At 72.0% G+C, this 20,781-nt stretch carries 17 protein-coding genes; all 17 read left to right on the top strand.

What is annotated here, in order from left to right; genetic code table 11:
- Positions 1 to 2 precede the first annotated feature (2 nt).
- The 17 genes from J8J14_RS12440 to J8J14_RS12360 all read left to right on the top strand — a co-directional run bounded on the left by J8J14_RS12440 (position 3) and on the right by J8J14_RS12360 (position 20,746).
- Positions 3 to 1,460 (top strand): UDP-N-acetylmuramoyl-L-alanyl-D-glutamate--2,6-diaminopimelate ligase, encoded by a 1,458-nt coding sequence (locus tag J8J14_RS12440; RefSeq protein WP_245215732.1) that lies wholly within the window; start codon positions 3 to 5, stop codon positions 1,458 to 1,460.
- Positions 1,457 to 2,836, top strand: a complete 1,380-nt coding sequence (locus tag J8J14_RS12435; RefSeq protein ID WP_209379818.1) for a UDP-N-acetylmuramoyl-tripeptide--D-alanyl-D-alanine ligase — start codon at positions 1,457 to 1,459, stop codon at positions 2,834 to 2,836. Before J8J14_RS12440 ends, J8J14_RS12435 begins: the two co-directional genes overlap by 4 nt.
- Positions 2,833 to 3,918, top strand: coding sequence for a phospho-N-acetylmuramoyl-pentapeptide-transferase (gene mraY, locus J8J14_RS12430; protein WP_209379817.1), 1,086 nt, complete (start codon positions 2,833 to 2,835; stop codon positions 3,916 to 3,918). Before J8J14_RS12435 ends, mraY begins: the two co-directional genes overlap by 4 nt.
- A 5-nt stretch (positions 3,919 to 3,923) precedes the next feature.
- Positions 3,924 to 5,273 carry a UDP-N-acetylmuramoyl-L-alanine--D-glutamate ligase gene (murD, locus tag J8J14_RS12425; protein WP_245215730.1) on the top strand — a complete coding sequence of 450 codons (1,350 nt, stop codon included), beginning with the start codon at positions 3,924 to 3,926 and terminating at the stop codon, positions 5,271 to 5,273.
- On the top strand, positions 5,270 to 6,427 hold the full coding sequence (locus J8J14_RS12420) for an FtsW/RodA/SpoVE family cell cycle protein (protein ID WP_456307516.1): 1,158 nt from the start codon (positions 5,270 to 5,272) through the stop codon (positions 6,425 to 6,427). Before murD ends, J8J14_RS12420 begins: the two co-directional genes overlap by 4 nt.
- A complete protein-coding gene (gene murG / locus J8J14_RS12415) occupies positions 6,424 to 7,566 on the top strand; it encodes an undecaprenyldiphospho-muramoylpentapeptide beta-N-acetylglucosaminyltransferase (protein ID WP_209379814.1) in 1,143 nt (380 codons plus the stop codon). The genes J8J14_RS12420 and murG overlap by 4 nt, the downstream gene beginning before the upstream one ends.
- Positions 7,567 to 7,569: 3 nt before the next feature.
- Complete coding sequence (gene murC / locus J8J14_RS12410; RefSeq protein WP_209379813.1) at positions 7,570 to 9,012, top strand: UDP-N-acetylmuramate--L-alanine ligase; 1,443 nt, start codon at positions 7,570 to 7,572, stop codon at positions 9,010 to 9,012.
- A complete protein-coding gene (gene murB / locus J8J14_RS12405; RefSeq protein WP_245215713.1) occupies positions 9,009 to 9,914 on the top strand; it encodes a UDP-N-acetylmuramate dehydrogenase in 906 nt (301 codons plus the stop codon). The genes murC and murB overlap by 4 nt, the downstream gene beginning before the upstream one ends.
- Positions 9,911 to 10,864: a D-alanine--D-alanine ligase gene (locus J8J14_RS12400; RefSeq protein WP_209379812.1), complete on the top strand. Its 954-nt coding sequence runs from the start codon at positions 9,911 to 9,913 to the stop codon at positions 10,862 to 10,864. The genes murB and J8J14_RS12400 overlap by 4 nt, the downstream gene beginning before the upstream one ends.
- Positions 10,854 to 11,744, top strand: coding sequence for a cell division protein FtsQ/DivIB (locus J8J14_RS12395; RefSeq protein WP_209379811.1), 891 nt, complete (start codon positions 10,854 to 10,856; stop codon positions 11,742 to 11,744). Before J8J14_RS12400 ends, J8J14_RS12395 begins: the two co-directional genes overlap by 11 nt.
- The gene (gene ftsA / locus J8J14_RS12390) at positions 11,741 to 13,042 is read left to right on the top strand and encodes a cell division protein FtsA (RefSeq protein WP_342452440.1); all 1,302 of its coding nucleotides are present in this window, start codon (positions 11,741 to 11,743) and stop codon (positions 13,040 to 13,042) included. The genes J8J14_RS12395 and ftsA overlap by 4 nt, the downstream gene beginning before the upstream one ends.
- Positions 13,043 to 13,100: 58 nt before the next feature.
- Positions 13,101 to 14,669 carry a cell division protein FtsZ gene (gene ftsZ, locus J8J14_RS12385; RefSeq protein ID WP_209379810.1) on the top strand — a complete coding sequence of 523 codons (1,569 nt, stop codon included), beginning with the start codon at positions 13,101 to 13,103 and terminating at the stop codon, positions 14,667 to 14,669.
- A gap of 245 nt (positions 14,670 to 14,914) precedes the next feature.
- Positions 14,915 to 15,865, top strand: a complete 951-nt coding sequence (gene lpxC / locus J8J14_RS12380; protein WP_209379809.1) for a UDP-3-O-acyl-N-acetylglucosamine deacetylase — start codon at positions 14,915 to 14,917, stop codon at positions 15,863 to 15,865.
- 154 nt (positions 15,866 to 16,019) lie between these two features.
- Positions 16,020 to 16,871: an outer membrane protein assembly factor BamD gene (locus J8J14_RS12375; protein ID WP_245215712.1), complete on the top strand. Its 852-nt coding sequence runs from the start codon at positions 16,020 to 16,022 to the stop codon at positions 16,869 to 16,871.
- 14 nt (positions 16,872 to 16,885) lie between these two features.
- Positions 16,886 to 18,565: a DNA repair protein RecN gene (gene recN / locus J8J14_RS12370; RefSeq protein ID WP_209379808.1), complete on the top strand. Its 1,680-nt coding sequence runs from the start codon at positions 16,886 to 16,888 to the stop codon at positions 18,563 to 18,565.
- Between the two features lie 103 nt (positions 18,566 to 18,668).
- Positions 18,669 to 20,297 carry a DUF2491 family protein gene (locus J8J14_RS12365; protein WP_209379807.1) on the top strand — a complete coding sequence of 543 codons (1,629 nt, stop codon included), beginning with the start codon at positions 18,669 to 18,671 and terminating at the stop codon, positions 20,295 to 20,297.
- Positions 20,298 to 20,332: 35 nt separating this feature from the next.
- Positions 20,333 to 20,746: a DUF350 domain-containing protein gene (locus J8J14_RS12360; RefSeq protein WP_209379806.1), complete on the top strand. Its 414-nt coding sequence runs from the start codon at positions 20,333 to 20,335 to the stop codon at positions 20,744 to 20,746.
- The last annotated feature ends 35 nt before the right edge of the window (positions 20,747 to 20,781 follow it).

Below are 20,781 nucleotides of genomic sequence, written 5' to 3'. Positions count from 1 at the left end.
TGATGGCCCGGCTGGACCCGATCGCGCTGCGCTACGATGCGGGATCCGAGGGCCGGCCGGATGTGACGGCGCTGACGGCGGATAGCCGGCAGGTCGTGCCGGGTGCGCTGTTCGCGGCGCTGCCGGGCACGCGCACGGATGGGCGCACGCATATCGAGGACGCCGTGCGGCGCGGTGCCGCCGCCATCCTGGCGCCCGAGGGCACGGAATGGCCGCCCGGCGTGCCGCCGCGCCCGCTGGTGACGGCGCGTGACCCGCGCCGGGCGCTGGCGCTGATGGCGGCGCGCTTCCATGGCGTGCAGCCCGGCACCGTGGTGGCCGTGACCGGCACCAACGGCAAGACGAGCACGGCGGATTTCCTGCGCCAGATCTGGGCGCAGGCAGGAGCCCGCGCCGCTTCCATGGGCACGCTGGGGCTGATGGCCGATGGCTTTCCCCAGGGGCCTTCCCTCACCACCCCCGATCCGGTGTCGCTTCACGCGACCCTGGCCGCCATCGCGCGCGCAGGGGTGACGCATGCGGCCATGGAGGCATCCTCCCACGGCCTGGACCAGCGGCGGCTGGATGGCGTGTCGCTGGCCGGCGCCGGCTTTTCGAACCTGACGCGCGACCATCTGGATTATCACGGCACGCTCGAGGAATACCGCGCGGCCAAGCTGCGCCTGTTTGACACGCTGCTGGAGCCCGGGCGGCCGGCGGTGGTGAATGCCGACATGGACGGCGCGACGCTGGCGGCGTTGCGCGCCATCGCCGCCGCGCGGCGGCTGCGGCTGATGAGCGTGGGCGAGGCCGGATCAGACCTGCGGCTGCTCCGCCACGCGCCGCAGGCGGATGGGCAGGAGCTGGAGCTGAGCCTGTTCGGCCGCCGGGAGACGGTGCACCTGCCGCTGGTCGGGCGCTACCAGGCCGACAACGTGATGGTGGCGGCGGCGCTGGCCGTGGCCACGGGCCTGCCGGCCGATCGCGTGCTGCGCGCCCTGCCCCGCCTGGCCGGCGTGCGCGGACGGATGGAACTGGCCGCGCGGCTTCCGAACGGCGCGGCGGTCTATGTCGATTACGCCCATACGCCCGATGCGCTGGAGCGGCTGCTGACCGCGCTGCGGCCCCATGCGGCGCGGCTGCATGTCGTGTTCGGCGCGGGCGGGGACCGCGATCCCGGCAAGCGCCCGCTGATGGGGGCCGCGGCCGCCCGGTATGCGGACCGTGTGGTGGTGACCGATGACAACCCGCGCAGCGAGGAACCCGCGGCGATCCGCGCATCCGTGCTGGCCGCCTGCCCCGGCGGGGTGGAGATCGGCGGGCGCGAGGCCGCCATCGCGGAAGCCATGGCGGCGCTCGGCCCCGGCGATGTGCTGGCCGTGGCCGGCAAGGGGCATGAGAGCGGGCAGACCATCGCGGGGGTGACGCATCCCTTCGATGATGTGCAGGTGGTGCGCCGCCTCGCAGGGTCCGCTCCGTGACCGCACCGCTCTGGGATTCGGCCTCCCTGCGGGAGGCGACAGGCGGCGAGGTGCCGGATGGCGTGGCCATCACCGGCGTTTCCATCGACAGCCGCGGCATCGGGTCCGGCGAGTTGTTCGTCGCGCTGCGCGATGCGCGGGACGGGCATGACTTCGTTCCGGATGCGCTTTCGCGCGGCGCGGCCTGCGCCATGGTGGACCGCGCGATCCCCGGCGCCGCGCCGCTGCTGCGCGTGGATGACACGCTCGCCGGCCTCACCGAGCTCGGCGCGGCCGGGCGGGCGCGTTCCGCCGCGCGTTTCGTGGCCGTCACGGGCAGCGTGGGCAAGACCAGCACGAAGGAGATGCTGGCAGCAGGGCTTGCAGCCTGCGGTTCCGTCCATGCCGCGGTGGCAAGCTACAACAACCATTGGGGCGTGCCCCTCACCCTCGCGCGGATGCCGGTTTCCGCCGGGTACGGCGTGATCGAGATCGGGATGAACACGCGCGGCGAGATCGCGCCGCTCTCGCGCCTCGCGCGTCCCCATGTGGCGGTGATCATCACCATCGCGCCGGCTCATCTCGGGCGCCTCGGCTCGATCGAGGCGATTGCCGAGGAAAAGGCCGATATCGTCGCCGGGCTGGAGCCGGGCGGCGTGGCGGTGCTGCCGGCCGAGGGCGCGCAGGCCGGGCTGCTGCGGCGCCGGGCCGAGGAGGCCGGGGTGCGGGTCGTCACCTTCGGCGATGGCGGCGATGCCCGGCTGCTGGACTGGCAGGGCGAGGCCGACCGGCAGTCCTTCCGCGTCGGGCTGGGGGGGCAGGCCTTCCCGGTCTCGCTCGCCGTGCCCGGGCGGCACATGGCCATGAATGCCTGCGCGGCCCTGGCCGCCGCCCAGGCGCTCGGGGCCGATCCATCGCGATTTGCTGAAGGCCTGTCCGCGTTTTCCGCGCTGGCCGGGCGGGGGGCCCGCGTGGTTATTCCCGCCCCGGGCGGCACGCTCCTGCTGCTCGATGAATCCTACAATGCGAATACGGTCTCCATGCGTGCGGCCCTTGCCGTCCTGGCGGCTCAGAGGGAGATGCGGCGCGTGGCCGTGATGGGCGATATGCTTGAACTGGGTGACGAGGGCGTGGCGATGCATGCCGCCCTGGCCACGGATGCGGCGGCTTGTGCCGACATCGTCTTTACCTGTGGTCCGCAGATGCAGGCGCTTCACGATGCGCTGCCGCCTGAGAAGCGCGGCGCCCACGCGCCGGACAGCGCGGCGCTGGCCCCGATGGTGGCCGATGCGCTGCGCGCGCGGGATGCGGTGCTGGTGAAGGGCTCGCTCGGCAGCCGCATGGCGGTGGTGGTGCGCGCGATTAAGGCCATCGGCCCGCAGGGAGCGGCGGCATGATCCCCGCGCTGCTCGCCGGGCCTGGCGACCTCATCATCTTCAACCTGCTGCGCTACCTCACCTTCCGCGCGGGGGCAGCCTGCATCACGGCGCTGGTCGTCTCCATGGTCTTCGGCCCGATGGTGATCCGCTGGCTCCGCACCTTCCAGCGCGGCGGGCAGCCGATCCGGGAGGACGGGCCCGCGCGCCACCTGGTGGAGAAGAAGGGCACGCCCACCATGGGCGGCGTGCTGATCCTGCTGGCGCTCTGCGTCTCCACCCTGCTCTGGGCGGATCTGCGCAACGGCATGGTCTGGGCGGTGCTGCTGGTCACGGTCGGCTTCGGCCTGCTCGGCTTCGCCGATGACTGGCTGAAGGTGACCAAGCGGAACACCAAGGGCGTCTCGGCCCGCGGGAAGCTGGTCACGCAGTTCGGGCTCGGGCTGGTCGTGGCGGTCGGGATCGGCTGGTTTCTGCCGCCGGGGCTGAGCAACCACCTCACCCTACCGGTCTTCAAGGAACTGCTGATCCCCTTCGGCATCCTCTTCCCCATCATCGGCATGCTGGTGATCGTCGGCGCCTCCAACGCCGTGAACCTGACGGATGGGCTGGACGGCCTGGCGATCGTGCCGGTGATGATCGCGGCGGGCGTCTTCGCGCTGATCGCCTATCTCGTGGGCAACCGGGTCTTCGCCGACTACCTGCAGCTGCACTTCGTGCCGGGCACGGGCGAGCTGGCGGTGTTCTGCTCGGCGCTGATCGGCGCGGGGCTGGGCTTCCTGTGGTTCAATGCCCCCCCGGCCGCGGTGTTCATGGGCGACACGGGCAGCCTTTCCCTGGGCGGCGCGCTCGGCGCCGTGGCCGTGGCGACGAAGCATGAGGTGGTGCTGGCCATTGTCGGCGGCGTCTTCGTGGTTGAGACGCTCTCGGTCATCATCCAGGTCTTCTGGTTCAAGCGCACGGGCCGGCGCGTGTTCCTGATGGCGCCCCTGCACCATCACTTCGAGAAGAAGGGATGGGCGGAGCCGACCATCGTCATCCGCTTCTGGATCATCTCCATGATCCTCGCCCTGGTCGGCCTTTCCACGCTGAAGATCCGGTGAGCGTCATGCGCGCCCCCTTCGCCGGAACCCGTATCGCGGTGCTCGGCCTTGGGCGGGCCGGGCTTCCGGCCGCGCTCCGGCTGCGCGAATGGGGCGCCGAGGTCATCGCCTGGGATGATGGCGAGGCCGCGCGCGCCCAGGCCGCCGAGGCCGGGCTCCGGCTGGAGCGGCCGGCTGATTTCGACCTGCTGATGATCTCCCCCGGCATCCCGCATCGCGGCCCGAAGGCGCATCCCGTGGCGCTGCGGGCCGCGGAAATCGGGGCGCCGGTGCTCTGCGACGTGGAGTTCCTCTACCGGGCGGTGCGCGCGGCGGGCAGCAGGGCGCGCTTCGTCGGCATCACCGGCACCAACGGCAAGTCCACCACCACCGCGCTGCTGGACCATATCGCCCGCAGGGCGGGGATGGTGGTGTCCACCGGCGGCAATCTCGGCCCGGCCGCGCTGGACATGCCGATCCTGCCGGATGACGGCGCGTATATCCTTGAGATGTCCTCCTATTCGGCGGAGCGGCTGGACCAGGCGCGCTTCGATCTGGGCGCGCTGCTCAACCTTTCCCCGGACCATCTGGACCGGCATGGCGACATGGCCGGCTATGCCGCCGCCAAGGCACGGGTGATGCTGGGCAACGATGTCGCGGTGTTCGGCATGGATGATGCCGGGACGCGCGGGTTGGCGACGGAGCATCGGGGGCGCGTGGTCCCGGTTTCCGGCACCGCGCCGCAGACCGGCGGCATCTGGGCCGAGGGCGTATCGCTGCGGGACGAGAGGGGGGTGATCGCTGATCTCTCCGGCGCCATCGCCCTGCCCGGCATCCACAACGCCCAGAACGCGGCAGCCGCCACGGCCCTCGCCTTCGGCCTCGGCATCTCGCGGGAGGTGGTGGCGCGGGCGCTGCTGACCTATCCCGGCCTGCCGCACCGGCAGGAGCGCGTGGGCGAGCTCGACGGCATCGCCTTCCTGAACGACAGCAAGGCCACGAACGCGGACAGCGCCGCCTATGCGCTGGCCTGTCATGAGCGCGTGGTCTGGATCGCGGGCGGCGTGCCGAAGGCGGGCGGGATCGTGCCGCTGGCCCCCTATTTCCCTCGTATCGCGGAAGCGCTTCTGATCGGGCAGGCGGCGGAGGAATTCGCCGCCACCCTCGCGGCGCATGGCGTGCCAAACCGCATCCTCGGCACGCTGGAGGCGGCGGTTCCCGCCGCGCTGGAGGCCGCGCGGCGCACCGGCAGCGGGGCGGTGCTCCTCTCGCCGGCCTGCGCGTCCTTCGACCAGTTCCGCAGCTTCGAGGCGCGGGGCGATGCCTTCCGCACCCTCGTCGCCGATCTCGTCAACCGTGAGGCGGAGCCTGCCTGATGGCCCTTTCGCGCGCCGACACCTCCACCCTGGGCCGCTGGTGGTGGAGCGTGGACCGCTGGACCCTGGCGGCCCTGCTGACCCTTGTCTGCTTCGGCTATGTGATGGTGCTGGCCGCGGCGCCGGCCGTGGCGGAGCGCATCGGCGCCTCCTCGCGCAACATGTTCTTCATCAAGCAGGTGCTGTTCCTGGCCGGCGCGGCGGCCGTGATGGCGGGCGTCTCGCTGCTCAGCCCGAAGAATGTGCGGCGGCTGGCCCTGCTCGGCCTCCTGGGCGCGCTGGTGCTGACCTTCGCCACGCTGGTGATCGGCGCGGAGGTGAAGGGCGCACGCCGCTGGCTGAACATCCCGCTGCTCGGTTCGCTGCAGCCTTCCGAATTCCTCAAGCCCTGCTTCGCCGTGGTCGCCGCCTGGATCATCGCCGAGGCAAAGGCGGCGGGCCGCAAGGGCTGGATGGCCTGGGCCGCCGTGCTCGGCCTCTATGCCGCCGTGGCGGTGGTGCTGCAGCGCCAGCCCGACATCGGCATGCTGCTGGTGGTCAGCAGCGTGTTCTTCGCCCAGGTCTTCGTCGCCGGCATCAACATGGCCGTGGTGCTGGCGCTGGGCGGGTTGGGCGCCTCGGGGCTGGTGGGCGCCTATTTCGTCTTCCACCATGTGCAGCGGCGCGTGGACCAGTTCCTCTTCGGTGAGGGCGGGGCGAGCTACCAGGTGGATGTGGCGCTGGAGGCCTTTGGCGCCGGCGGGCTGATGGGCGTGGGCCCGGGCGAGGGCCGCATGAAGAACGTGCTGCCCGACGCCCATGCGGACTTCGTCTATGCGGTGGTGGGGGAGGAGTTCGGCCTCGTCGTCTGCCTGTTCATCCTCGCCCTCTTCGCCTTCGTGGTGGTGCGCGGGCTGATGCGGCTGCTGGCCGAGACGGATCTCTACGTGATCCTGGCCGCGACGGGGCTGCTGACGCAGTTCGGGCTGCAGGCCTTCGTGAACATGGCCTCCTCGCTGCACCTGATCCCGACCAAGGGGATGACCCTGCCCTTCGTCTCCTATGGCGGTTCCTCCGTCATCGCCATCGCGCTGGGCATGGGCTTCCTTCTCGCGCTGACGCGGCGGCGGCTGAGCCGGGCGGAGGAAGGCTCGGCGGAGGCAGGCTTCCGGTGAGGGGGGCCGAGCCGCGCCCCATCGTGATCGCGGCCGGCGGCACGGGAGGCCACTTCTTCCCGGCCGAGGCGCTGGCCGCCGAACTGACCCGGCGCGGCGAGCGCGTGGCGCTGATGACGGATGCGCGGTCCTCCGCCTATGCGAGCCCGGTCTTCGCCCATGCGGAGCGCTTCGTGCTGAAGGGCTCGGGGCTGGCGGGGCATGGGATGCTGGGCGCGGCGCGCGGTGTGCTGGCGCTGGCGCGGGGCGCCATGGAAGCGCGCCGGTTGCTGTCGGATATCCGTCCCTCCGCCGTGGTGGGTTTTGGCGGCTATCCTTCCGTGCCCCCGCTGGTCGCAGCGCGGCTGCTGCCGGCGGCGCGCCGGCCTGTCGTGGTGCTGCATGAGCAGAATGCGGTGCTCGGCCGCGCGAACCGGGCGCTGGCGCGCGGGGCGGATCTTCTTGCCCTCTGCTTCAGCGGCACGGGGCGCGTTCCGGGCGGCGTGCGCGCGGAGGTGCTGGGCAATCCGGTGCGCCCGGCGATCACGGCGCTGCATGGCCAGGGCTATGAACCGCCGGACCAGGTGATGCGGATCCTCGTGCTCGGTGGATCCCTCGGCGCGCGGATCTTCGCCGATGTGGTGCCGCCCGCCATCGCCCTCCTTGAACCGGAGCTGCGGCGCCGCATCCAGGTGGTGCAGCAATGCCGGAAAGAGGATCTCGACCGCACCCGCGCCGCCTATGCCGCGGCAGGCGTAAGGGCCGAGCTGGCGCCCTTCTTCAGCGATGTGGAGGCGCTCTACCGCGCGGCGCATCTGGTGATCGCCCGGGCCGGCGCTTCCACCGTGGCCGAGATCGCCTGCGCCGGGCGGCCGAGCATCCTGGTGCCCCTGCCCCACGCGATCGACGACCACCAAACCGAGAACGCCCGTTCCCTTTCGGCGTCCGGTGCCGCGGAACTGATGTTCCAAGGCAGCTTCACGGCGGAATCCCTTGCGGCGGCGCTGAAAAATCGCCTGAACGCTCCGGAAACCCTGGACGAAGCGGCCCGGGCTGCGGCACTTCTCGGAAGACCGGACGCGGCCGCGAGGCTGGCCGACCGTGTTCTCTCCCTTGTGGCCGAAATGCCGCAGCAATCCTCCCTGGGGAAGGCAGCCTAGATCATGCGCGCCCTGCCGCTGAATATCGGCCCTATCCATTTCGTCGGCATTGGCGGCATCGGCATGTCCGGCATCGCGGAGGTCCTGCACAACCTGGGCTACCAGGTGCAGGGCAGCGACATCGCCGAAGGCTACAATGTCACGCGCCTGCGGGAAGCGGGCATTCCCGTCACGATCGGACATGACGCCGCGAACCTGGGCGAGGCACAGGTCGTCGTCATCTCCTCGGCGGTGAAGAAGGATAATCCAGAGGTCCAGGCGGCGCGCACGCGCTTCCTGCCGGTGGTGCGCCGCGCCGAAATGCTGGCCGAGCTGATGCGCCTGAAATGGTCCATCGCGGTGGGCGGCACCCACGGCAAGACCACCACCACCAGCCTCGTCGCCTGCGTGCTCGAGGCCGCGAAGATCGACCCCACCGTCATCAATGGCGGCATCGTCAACGCCTATGGCACCAACACGCGCCTGGGTGCCGGCGAGTGGATGGTGGTCGAGGCCGATGAGAGCGACGGCTCCTTCCTGAAGCTGCCCGCCGTGGTCGCCGTGGTCACCAACATGGATGCCGAGCATCTGGACCACTGGGGCACGGCGGATGCGATGAAGGAGGGCTACGCCCAGTTCGTCGGCAACATCCCCTTCTATGGCTTCGCGGTGCTCTGCGCGGACCACCCCGAGGTGCAGGCGATGATCCCGCGCCTCTCGGACCGCCGCCTGATCACCTATGGCTTCTCGCCCCAGGCCGATGTGCGTGCCGAGCGCGTGATCACGGACCGCATGGGTGCCACCTTCGAGGTGGTGGTCCAGGACCGCGTCTCCCGCCGCTCCCGCGCCTTCAAGCCCTTCCGCCTGCCGATGCTGGGCCAGCACAACGTCCTCAACGCCCTGGCGGCCATCGCCATCGGCGTGGAGATGGAGGTGCCGGAGGAGACGATCCGCATGGCGCTGGCCGGGTTCAAGGGCGTGAAGCGCCGCTTCACCAGGGCGGGCGAGGCCGGCGGCATCACGGTGATCGATGATTACGGCCACCATCCCGTGGAGATCGCCGCCGTGCTGAAGGCGGCGCGGCAGGCCGGCGCGCGGGATGTCGTCGCGGTGGTGCAGCCGCACCGCTATTCGCGGCTGGATGCGCTGTTCGACGAGTTCTGCACCTGCATGAACGATGCGGGCACGGTGATCGTGGCCGATGTCTATGCGGCGGGCGAGCAGCCCATCGAGAACCGCGACAAGGATGCGCTGGTGGAAGGGCTGCGCGCCCATGGGCATCGCAGCGTGGTGCCGCTTTCCAGCCCCGACCACCTGGCGGAGATGGTGCACGCCATCGCGCGGCCGGGGGATTACGTGGTCTGCCTCGGCGCGGGCAACATCACGAACTGGGCGCATGCCTTGCCGGCGCAGCTGGCGGAGCTGCAGGCCAAGTCCGGCCCGCGCCGGATCAAGGGCGCCGCATGAGCGCTTCCGTCTCCATGACGGAAGGCCCCCTTCCCCCCCTGCGCGGGCGCGTGCAGGCCGGGGCGCCGCTGGGGGCGGGCACCTGGTTCCGCGTGGGCGGGGCGGCGGACTGGCTCGTCCGCCCGGCCGATACCGACGACCTGCTGCGCCTGCTGCGGCGGGCCGAGGCCCCGATCACCGTGATCGGCGCGGCCTCCAACCTCATCATCCGGGATGGCGGGGTGCGCGGCATCGTGCTGCGCCTCGCCCGCGGCTTTGGCGACGTGGTGGTGGAGGGTGACGGCGTGGTGGCCGGCGCGGCGGCGCTGGACGCGACCGTGGCCGAGCATGCGGCGGCGGCCGGGCTCTCCGGGCTGGAGTTCCTTTCGGGCATCCCCGGCGCTATCGGTGGCGCGGTCGCGATGAATGCTGGTGCCTATGGCGCCGAGGTGGCGGACCGGCTGGACTGGGCCGAGATCGCGACCGTGGACGGGCTGCTGCGCGTGCGCACCGCCGAACTCCGCCTTTCCTACCGCCGCTCGCAGCTTCCCCCTGGTGGCGTGGTGGTGCGGGCACGCTTTCACGCCGTGCCCGGCGACAAGGAGGCGATCGCCGCCCGCATGGCCGCGATCCGCGAGAGCCGCGAGGCGACGCAGCCCGTGCGGGCGCGCACCGGCGGCTCCACCTTCGCCAATCCGCCCGGCCAGAAGGCCTGGGCCTTGATCGATGCCGCGGGCTGCCGGGGCAGGAGCCTCGGCGGCGCGCAGGTGAGCGAGAAGCACTGCAACTTCCTCCTGAACACCGGCGACGCGACCGCGGCCGATCTGGAGGATCTGGGCGAGGCGGTGCGTGCCGCCGTGCTCGCCCATTCCGGCATCTCCCTGGAATGGGAAATCAAGCGCATCGGGGAGCGTTCCGCATGACGCGCGTCACGGTCCTTCTGGGCGGCCTCTCCAACGAGCGGGAGGTGTCTCTCTCCTCCGGCCGCGAAATCGCATCCGCCCTGCGCGAGGCGGGGTTCGAGGTGACCACGCTGGATCCCGGCCCGGATCTCGGCGCGGTGGTCTCCGGCATCGCGGCCTCCCGCCCCGATGTCGTGTTCAATGCCCTGCACGGTCGTTTCGGCGAGGATGGCTCGATCCAGGGCGTGCTGGACTGGATGGGCATCCCCTACACGCATTCGGGGCTGCGCGCCTCCGCTGTGGCGATGGACAAGGCGGCGGCGAAGGCGGCCTTCGCGGCGGCCGGCCTGCCGGTGGCGCCGCACCGTCTGCTCGACGCGGCGGAGCTGGCCGATGCCGATCCCCTCCCCCTGCCCTATGTGGTGAAGCCGCTGCGCGAGGGGTCCTCGGTCGGCGTGCATATCCTGCGCGAGCGCGACAACCGGCGCGCCGAGATCGCGGCGGGCTGGCGCTGGGGCGAGATCATCGCCGAGCCCTTCATCCCCGGAAAGGAACTGACCGTCGCGGTGATGGAGGACCGCCCCCTGGCGGTGACGGAAATCGCCACCGGCCATGCCTTCTACGACTACGACGCGAAATACGCCGATGGCGGATCCCGCCACACCATCCCGGCCCCCGTTCCCGACGAGGTGCGGGACCGCGCGATGGCGGTGGCCGTGGCCGCCCATGCGGCGCTGGGCTGCCGCGGCATCAGCCGTTCCGATTTCCGCTGGGATGATTCGAAGCCTGGCGCCGAGGGGCTGATCCTGCTGGAGGTGAACACCCAGCCCGGGATGACGCCCACCTCCCTGGTGCCGGAACAGGCGGCCTATCGCGGCATCTCCTTCCCCGAGCTTTGCGCCTGGATGGTGCGGCAGGCCCGGCATGACGGCGTCCAGCGCGGCGCGAAGGGCATGCGCGATGCCGCGTAAGCTTTCCGCGGGCGTCCGCGCCCGCCCCGCCCCGCCCGAGCCGGTTCGCCCCAGCGCGCTGCGCCTCTGGATGCGCCGCCGCAAGGCGCTGCTTCGGCCGGCCGGCAAGATCGCCGCGCTGCTCGGCCTCTGCGGCGTGGCGGCGGTCTGGGTGGCGAGCCTGGATCCGGCCAGCCGGCTCTCCTCGGCGCTGGATGGCGCCATGGCCAGCATCGGCGCGCGCGTCGGCGGGCTGGTGGTCAGCGAGGTCCGGCTGGAAGGCGTGCGGAACACCCCGCCCGCGCTGCTGCGCCGCGCACTGGATGTGCGCCCGGGCGACCCGGTGCTCGGCTTCGCCCCCGCCGCCGCGCGGGAGAGGCTGGAGGCCGTGGCCTGGATTGAGGAGGCGGAGGTGCAGCGGCACCTCTCCGGCGTGATCCTGGTGCGGGTGAAGGAGCGCGCCCCCTTCGCCATCTGGCAGAACAGCGGCCGCTTCGCCATCGTGGACCGCGAGGGCCGGATCGTGGCCACGGACAGGCTGGACGCCTTCGGCCCCCTGCCCCTGATCGTCGGGCCCGGGGCGGAGAAGGCGGCCGCGGCGCTGCACGACCTGCTGCGCGAGGCGCCGGATGTGCAGGCACGCACCCAGGCGCTGGTGCGGATCGGCGAGCGGCGCTGGAATCTCCGCCTGCACAGCGGAACGGATGTGCTGCTGCCCGAGGGGCATGAGGAGGCGGCGATCCAGCGGCTGGCCGAGCTGCACAGGCAGAACCAGCTTCTGGACCGGCCGATGCAGACCGTGGACCTCCGCCTGCCGGACCGGCTGGTGCTGCGCCCGGTCGCCTCGCCCGAACCCGCCACCCCGCCCGCGACCCGCGCCCGGGCCGGGAGGAACGGGTGAACGCCCTGCCCCGCACGCCCGATGGGGCAGGCCCCGGCCTGGCGCCGCCCCGCGCCCGCCATCCCCGCGCGCGGATGGGCAATTTCGGCGTGCTGGATATCGGCAGCACGAAGGTCGTCTGCATCATCGCGCGGATCGAGCCGGACGGGATGGCGCGTGCCCTGGGCTATGGCTGGCAGCGCTCTCAGGGCGTGAAGGGCGGCAACATCATCGACCTGGGCGATGCCGAGCGCGCCATCCGCGCCGCCGTGGCCCAGGCCGAGGAGATGGCGGACACGAAGCTTTCCGGCGTCATCGTCAACCTCTCCTGCGGCCAGCCGCAGAGCCGCCAGCACCATGTGCAATGGACGATCGGCGGCCGGGCGGCGACGGAGGCGGATCTGCGCGCCATCGTGGCCGAGGGCCGGCGCCGCATGGCGGAGGAGGGGCGCGAGGCTGTGCATGCCCTGCCGCTGAACTTCACCCTGGACGCCACGCCCGGCGTCGGCGACCCGCGCGGCATGATCTGCGAGAGCCTGGGGGCGCGGCTGCATGTGGTGGATGCCGCCTCGGCCTCGCTGCGCAACCTCGGCACCTGCCTCGCGCGCTGCGACCTGGAGGTCGAGGAACCGGTTTCCGCTCCCTATTCCGCCGCCCTCTCCGCGCTTTCGGACGACGAGCGGGAGCTTGGCACGGTGCTCATCGACATGGGCGGGGGCACCACCTCGCTCGCCGTGCTGCATGAGGGCAATCTCGTCCACACGGCGCAGATTCCGGTGGGCGGCTGGCAGGTGACGAATGACCTGGCCCGCGGCCTTTCCACCCCGCTCGACCAGGCGGAGCGGCTGAAGACCATGCATGGCAGCATGATCGGCACCATCGAGGACGAGCGCGAGATGCTCTCCCTCTCCCAACTGGGGGAGGAGGGGGAAATCCTCTCCCGCGTGCCGCGCGCCCTGATGCTCTCCATCATCCGCCCCCGTGTGGAAGAGACGCTGGAGCTGATCCGGGACAGGCTGGCGGAGGCGAATATCGGCCCCGAGGCCGGGCAGCGCGTGGTGCTGACGGGCGGCGCGAGCCAGCTTGTCGGCGTGCGCGAGGCGGCGGCGCGGATTCTCGGGCGGCAGGTGCGGCTGGGCCGCCCCGCGCCGATCCGGGGATTGCCGGAAGCGTTCCATGCGCCCGGTTTCGCCACCACCCTGGGCCTGCTGGCCTGGGGCGGCGGCGAGGGGAGGCCGGCGCTGGATTTCGATTATGCAACACAGGGATCGCGCGGTGTTTTCGCGCGTTTCGTCAATTGGCTCCGGGACCGTGTGTGATGCATAAGGGCTTGGGGGCGATTCGCATTCAACGCGTCTTCGAAGGGGGCCTGGAACGATGACGCTGAACCTGACCATCCCGCGTCAGCAGCACACCGACTTTACGCCGCGGATCACGGTCATCGGCGTTGGTGGCGCGGGCTGCAACGCGGTGAACAACATGATCGGCATGGGGCTCGAAGGGGTCGAGTTCCTTGTCGCGAACACCGATGCACAGCAGCTGGTGAACAGCCGCGCCGAGCGCCGCGTGCAGCTTGGCCCGCATCTGACGCAGGGGCTTGGCGCCGGCGCCAAGCCCGAGATCGGCCGCGCGGCGGCGGAGGAGGCCACCGAGGACCTCGCCCGCCACCTTGAAGGCGTGCACATGATCTTCATCACCGCCGGCATGGGCGGCGGCACCGGCACGGGGGCGGCGCCGGTCATCGCCCGCATGGCGCGCGAGCGCGGCGTGCTGACGGTTGGCGTGGTGACGCGCCCCTTCGACTTCGAGGGCCCGAAGCGCAAGCGCGCGGCGGAGCAGGGACTGGAGGAGCTTCAGCAGTATGTCGATACGCTGATCATCGTCCCGAACCAGAACCTCTTCCGAAAGGCCAATGAGCGGACGACCTTCGCCGAGGCCTTCAAGATGGCCGACGACGTCCTCTACATGGGCGTGCGCGGCGTGTCCGACCTGATGACGAACCCGGGCCTCGTGAACCTGGACTTCGCCGATATCCGCACCGTCATGGCCGAGATGGGCAAGGCGATGATGGGCACGGGCGAGGCCGAGGGCGAGGACCGCGCGGTCAAGGCGTCCGAGGCCGCGATCAGCAACCCGCTGCTGGAGGACACCTCCATGCGCGGTGCCCGCGGCGTGCTGATCAACATCACCGGCGGCTACGACATGACGCTGTTCGAGGTCGATGAGGCCGCGAACCGCATCCGCCGCGAGGTGGACGAGGATGCGAACATCATCTTCGGCACCTCGGTGGACGAGACGCTGAACGGCCGCCTGCGGGTTTCCGTCGTCGCCACCGGCATCGACGCGGTGCAGGACCAGCAGGCCGAGGCCGTGCAGGCCGAGCCCGCGCGGGTGGTGGCCATTGGCGGCGGCGCCCCGGTGCAGGGCATGGGTGGCCAGGCCAGCGGCCCTCTCGGCGCCCCGAACGTGCCGGGCATGCGCCCCGCCGGCATGCAGCCCGGCACGGCCGGCCGTCCGGCTCCGGTGGTGGGCGCCCCGCGCCCGGCGCCGATGGCCCCGGCTGCCTCGGTGCCCGCCCCGGGCCCGAATGCCGGCCCGCGCCTGCCCATGGGCATGCGCCGCGAGGCGATGATCGACACCCGCAACACGGCGGAGCCCCAGGCTGAGCTGCCGGCTGCCGCCCCGGTTGCCGCGCCCCCGCTGCACGCCGCCCCGGCGCCGCGCGTGGCTCCGGCCCCGCAGTCCCCGGCCCCCACGGGCGGCCTGGGCGGCATCTTCCGCCGGGCCACGGGCATTGGCGGCATGCGCCGCACCCTGCCCGACGGTGCCGAAGGGCCGCAGCAGGCGCAGGCCCATGCCCCTGCCCCGGCACCCCGCGTGCAGCAGCCGCAGGAGGATGGGATGGGGCTGGACATCCCGACCTTCCTTCGCCGCCAGGGCAACTGAGCCCAGGCTGCGCCGCCCCGGCCAGGGGCGGCATGATCCCGGAAGGGCCCCGCCGAGATTTCGGCGGGGCCCTTTTGGCTTTTAGAAGGGCCATTCTTTCAAGCACTTACGCCGTAATACGGAGAAACAACGCTTGACTGGAAACCATTGTGCTGCGGTGCGACGTTGCAGCGCGCCGGGGCGTTGACACCGGCGAGGATCGGGCTTCGGCCCGGTTGCAAAGCCCGCTTTTCCCGAGGTTCCCGATGGACGGCTTCTTCCCGATCGGCACGGCACGCGCACGGACCCTCCGGTCCGCGATCGGCTGCGTCGGCGTCGGCCTTCACTCGGGGGCCCGTGCCACCCTGACCCTCCGGCCGGCCGAGGCTGGGCATGGCATCGTGTTCCGCCGCACCGATCTCGGCATCGACATCCCCGCCCGGCATGACCAGGTCACCGATACCCGCCTCTGCACCGCCATCGGCGAGGGCGTGGAGCGGATCGGCACGATCGAGCATGTGATGGCGGCCCTTGCCGGGCTCGGCATCACTGACGCGCTGGTCGAGGTGGACGGGCCGGAAATCCCCATCCTGGATGGGTCCGCCGCCCCCTTCGTGTTCCTGATCGACTGCGCGGGCGTGGTGGAGCTGGCCGAGCCGGCCCGCGCCATCGAGGTGCTGCGCACGGTCCGCGTGACAGAGGGCGAGGGCCCCGACGCGGCCTGGGCCGAGCTCTCCCCCGCCGTGGGCGTGGGCTTCGAGGCGGAGCTGAGCATCGATTTCGGCGCCACCGCCATCGGGCAGCAGTCCCTCTCCATGCGGATCACCGAGGATGGGTTCCGCAGCATCCTGGCCGATGCCCGGACCTTCACCATGGCCGAGGACATCGCGCGGCTCCGCGCCGTGGGCCTGGCCCGCGGCGGCTCGCTCGCCAATGCGGTGGTGGTGGACGGGCCGCTGGTGGTGAACCCGGGCGGGCTGCGGCATGCGGATGAGTTCGTGCGCCACAAGCTGCTGGACGCGGTGGGCGACCTGGCCCTGGCCGGCGCCTCCCTGCGGGCGAAGTTCCGCGGCCACCGCTCCGGCCATGCGCTGAACAACCGCCTGCTGCGCGCCCTTCTTGCCGACCCGCGCGCCTGGCGCTGGGTGGAGGGCGCGGCCGAGCCGGAGCTCTCCGGCGCCACGCTCCGCCTGCCCATGGCGGCCGCCCCGGCCTGATCCCGGCGCCCATCGGCCCGGCCTGGAACCGGCCCTGCCCCGAGGCCGGTCCGGTCCGGCGTATCGCATGAGGAAAGGGTAACCCCCACCCTGCCCGCCATGTCGCGGCCCTCTATGTCCCATCGCCGGGGTCGCATGCTATAGAGCCGCCGCCATGATGACCCGTCGCCTCGCGATCCTGCCCTTCCTCCTCGCCCCCCTCGCCCTGGGCGGATGCGGCAGCCTGAATTTCTGGGATGGAGATTCGGACCGCCTGCGCCCGCGCGGCGCAAGCTATGCCGATATGGAACCCGAGGCGGTCTATGCCGCCGGGCTGGAGGCCCTGCGGGCCGAGCGCTATGCCCAGGCGATCGAGATGTTCGACGCGGTGGAGCGCGACCATCCCTATTCCACCTGGGCCACCAATGCCCGGCTGATGAGCGGCTATGCCGAGTATTCGCGCAACCGCTACACCGAGGCGCTGGGCCAGCTGGAGCGCTTCATCCAGCTGCACCCGGCCCATCGCGACATCGCCTATGCCTATTACCTCCGCGCCCTATGCTACTATGAGCAGATCGCGGATGCCGAGCGCGACCAGCAGGGCACCGAGACCGCGATGGCGGCCCTGCAGGAGGTGGTGAACCGCTTCCCCAACTCCTCCTACGCCCGTGACGCCCGGCTGAAGATCGACCTTGCCCGGGACCACCTGGCCGGCAAGGAAATGAATATCGGCCGCTTCTACCAGAACCGGAAGCTCTACTCCGCCGCCATCGGCCGCTTCCGCCGGGTGGTGGAAAGCTACCAGACCACCAACCACACGCCCGAGGCGCTGCACCGGCTGACCGAGATCTATCTCGCCCTGGGCCTGACCGAGGAGGCGCGCAAGACCGCCTCCGTGCTCGGCCATAACTATCCCGGCAACCCCTGGTACCAGGACAGCTACGCCCTGCTGGTCGAGGGAGCCCCCCGGGCTGAGAGCATCGGCCGCCCAGGCCTGCTCCAACGGGCCGTGGACACCATTTTCTGATCTGAAGGACGGGCGTGCTCGCCTCCCTTTCCATCCGCGACGTGGTGCTGATCGAGCGCCTGGACCTGCATTTCGGGCCGGGCCTCTCGGTGCTGACCGGTGAAACCGGCGCCGGCAAGTCGATCCTGCTGGACAGCCTCGGCTTGGCTCTCGGCCAGCGGGCCGAAGCGGGCATGGTGCGCGCCGGCCAGTCCCAGGCCGGGGTGGTGGCGGTGTTCAATCCGCCGGCAAGCCATCCCGCCCACGCCCTGCTCACGGAGCAGGGCATCGAGAACGAGGACCAGATCGTGGTCCGCCGCATCGTCACCGCCGATGGCCGCTCCCGCGCCTTCGTGAATGACGAGCCTGTGGGCGTGGCGCTGTTGCGCCGCCTCGGTGCCCTGCTGGTCGAGGTGCAGGGGCAGCATGACCAGGTCGGCCTGGCCGATCCGGCCACCCATGCCGGGCTGCTGGACGCGTTTGGCGGGCTGGATTCCCGGCGCAATGCCGTGGCCGAGGCCTATCGCGCCTGGCGCGGGGCAGAGAAGGCGCTGCGCGAGGCGCAGGAAGCCATCGCCGCCGCCCAGCGGGATGAGGAATGGCTGCGCCACGCCGTGCAGGAGCTTTCCGACCTCGCCCCGGTCGAGGGCGAAGAGGACCAGCTGGCGGCCGAGCGGCAGGGGCTGCAAGGCAGTGAGAAGCGGGCCGAGGCCATCGCCTCCGCCCTCTCGGAGCTGCAGCCGCGCGATCGGCGCGGCGGCGGGGCGCCCGCGGCGGGGCTGCGCAATGCGGCGCGCGCGCTGGAACGCCTCACCCCGCCATCCGAGGAGGTGACCGCCGCCCTCACCGCCCTGGCCGCGGCGCAGGATGCCCTGGCCGAGGCCGAGAACGTGCTGGAGCGGCTGGCGAGCGACGCCCAGCCCGACCCGCGCCGGCTGGAGCATGTGGAGGAGCGCCTTTTCGCCCTGCGTGCCGCCGCGCGGAAATACGCGGTGGCCGTGGTGGACCTGCCCGGCACCCTGTCCGGGCTGAAGGAGCGGCTGGCCAATCTGGATGCCGGCACGGGCCGCGTGGCCGCGCTGGACGCCGCCGCGCGAGAGGCCCGCGCCGCCTATGTCGCCGCCGCCGATGCGCTGACCGCCGCGCGGCGCGACCATGCGGAGAAGCTGGAAAAGGCGGTGGCGCGGGAGCTGGCGCCGCTGAAGCTGGAGCGGGCGCGGCTGCATATCGAGATCGCGCCGCGCGAGGAGAATGCCTGGGGCCCGGATGGGCGGGACCGGGTGACCTTCCTCGTCACCACCAATCCCGGCCAGAAGCCGGGGCAGCTGGCCAAGATCGCCTCGGGCGGTGAGCTTTCCCGCCTGATGCTGGCGCTGAAGGTGGTGCTGGCACGCGGCTCGCCCGTGCCCACCCTGGTCTTTGACGAGGTGGATAGCGGCATCGGCGGCGCCACGGCAGCGGCCGTGGGCGAAAGGCTGGCCCGGGTGGCGGAGCGGCTGCAGGTACTGGTCGTGACCCATTCGCCCCAGGTGGCCGCGCGCGGCAGCCGCCATTTCCAGGTGGCCAAGGGAATCCGCGGCGACCGCGCCGAGACGCGGGTGACGCCGCTGGAACCGGCAGCCCGGCGGGAGGAGATCGCGCGCATGCTGGCCGGCGAGCGCGTGACCGAGGCGGCGCGCGCCGCGGCGGACGAGCTGCTGGCGGGCGCGGCCTGAAACACGCCCCTGTGCGCGGCACCTTTCCGCCCTGGCGGCGTTAGCCCCGCGCCTTATGATCGTGCTCTGGCGCCGCGGGCGAGGATGGTTGGACCGGGAGGCTATGCGAGGACCCTCAACCCGCCTGCTGGCCCTGCTTCTCCTGGCCGTGCCGGTCACGCCCACCCTGGTCCTGCCCGGCCTGGCGCTGGTCAGCGCGGAGGCGGAGGCGCGCCCGCGGGCCCGCTCCAGCGGCGGCTATTCCCGCCCCAGCAGCGGCGGCCGCACCCCTTCCTTCAGCGGTGGCGGCTATTCCCGCGCCCCCTCCTCCGGCGGCTATGCCCGGCCGCGCAGTTCGGGGGGCGGTTTCTCCATTCCTTCCACCGGCGGTTCGGCGGCGGACCGGGATTACGGGCGCAGCCAGGCCGGCGACGCGCTGCGCCGGATGCGGGAGGCCGAGGCGGCCGCCCAGCGCCGCGCCCAGCCCGCGCCGGCCCCTTCGGGCGGCGGCTTCTCCTTCCCCGCGCCCCGCAGCCGCACCCCGTCGGGCGGCGGCTGGTCGGGCGGGGGCTGGTCCGGCCCCTCATCCGGGGGCTGGTACCGGGATCGCGGCTGGTCCGTGCCGGGCAGCGTCCTTTCCGGGCCGCGCTCCTTCGGGATCTGGGACGCGGCCTTCCTCTGGTTCCTGTTCTCCAACCTCTCCCGCCCGGGCCATGCGGATTTCTTCCGCAACCACCAGGATGACCCGGGCTACCGATCCTGGCGGCAGGAGGCGGAGCAGCGCGCCCAGGGCGATGCGGAGATTCGCCGCCAGCTGGACGAGCTGGACCGCCGCCTCGCCGGGAGCGAGGGCCAGCCGCGGGACCCGAACTACCTTCCGCCCGGCATCCCTCCCGAGGTGGCGACGGGCCGGGAGGCGCCGCCGCCCGAGGATCGCCGCACGCCCAGCACCGCGGACCAGGATGGTGAATCGGGCGGCCTGCTCGGCTCCATGGGCGGGCTGCTGCTGGTCGGGGGCGGCGTCGCGGCCTTCCTGGCCCTGCGGCGGGCCAGGAACCGGGCGGGAACGGGAGGCACGGGCATGACAACGGGCGACACGCTGCGCAGCGCGGGCGGGATGCTGCGCCACAAGATGTCCGGGGAGGGCTATGCCCCGTCCCGCTTCCGGCTGGGCACCACGCTGACCATCGACCCCACGCCCTTCCTGCTCGCCGCCGGTTCCACCCATGTCACGGCTCCGCCCGGCGCGGGGGGGCGGGTGAGCGTGACGGCGATCGGGCGGATCGGCGGCGGAGGGCCCGGCTCCATGCTGCGCCTCTACCTGCCGGAGGGCGGCGCCATGCTGCAGCTGCACCTGGACGCGCAGGGCGAGGCCTCTGAGTGCCGGTATTTCAGCCTGCTGGACGAGATCGCCCCGGCCGACGAGGGCGAATGGGGTGCCTGGCTTGACCCGGCCGAGGGCATGATCGGCTGGCCCGAGTTCCAGACCAGGGACGGCAAGCTCTATGGCCGGGTCTGGGCGCCCGGCTCATCCCGCGTGCCGCCGCGCCTACTGGAGGAGGAGGTGGAAACCCCGCAGGGCCGCCGCATCGTCCGCAGCCAGGCCATGCTCTATGGCGCCTCGACCGGTGCCGCCGCCCCGGCGCCACAGACCGAATACATCCTCGTCTCGGCGGTGGAGGACGGCACCCAGGCCTGGGTGGAGGTCCGCGCCGGGCTGGACGTGAACCCCGCTTCCCTCTCCCCCACCTGAAGCCCTGACAGCCGATCGGAGCGCGAACCGCCGCCATGGACGTCATCCTGGAAACCTTGCGGGCCGGCCTGCCAGTGCTGGTCCTGCAATTCGCGATCACCCTCGCCCTGCTGGGCCTGGGGATCGCGATCTACATGGCGATCACACCCTTCCACGAGGTGCGGCTGATCCGGGAGGGCAATGTCGCGGCAGGCCTCGTGCTGGGCGGAACGCTGGTTGCCCTCGCCATGCCGCTGGCGGCGACGCTGGCCACCAGCCTCGTGACGCTCGACATCCTGATCTGGGGCCTTGTCGCGCTGGTCGTGCAGCTCCTGGCCTTCTTTCTTGCCTCGGCCCTGCTGCGCGGCCTGCGGCACATGATCGAGGAAGGCAACGTGGCCGCGGCCTGCGCGCTGGTCGGGCTGCAGCTCGCCGTCGCCCTTCTCAATGCCGGCGCGATGGCCGGCTGACGGCCGGCCCGCCCTCACCCGGCCATTCTATCGCC

This window comes from Pararoseomonas baculiformis, assembly GCF_017813395.1.
GTDB lineage: Bacteria > Pseudomonadota > Alphaproteobacteria > Acetobacterales > Acetobacteraceae > Roseomonas > Roseomonas baculiformis.
Note: the sequence above shows the minus strand (reverse complement) of the source record. Positions and strands in the feature narration are given on the sequence as shown.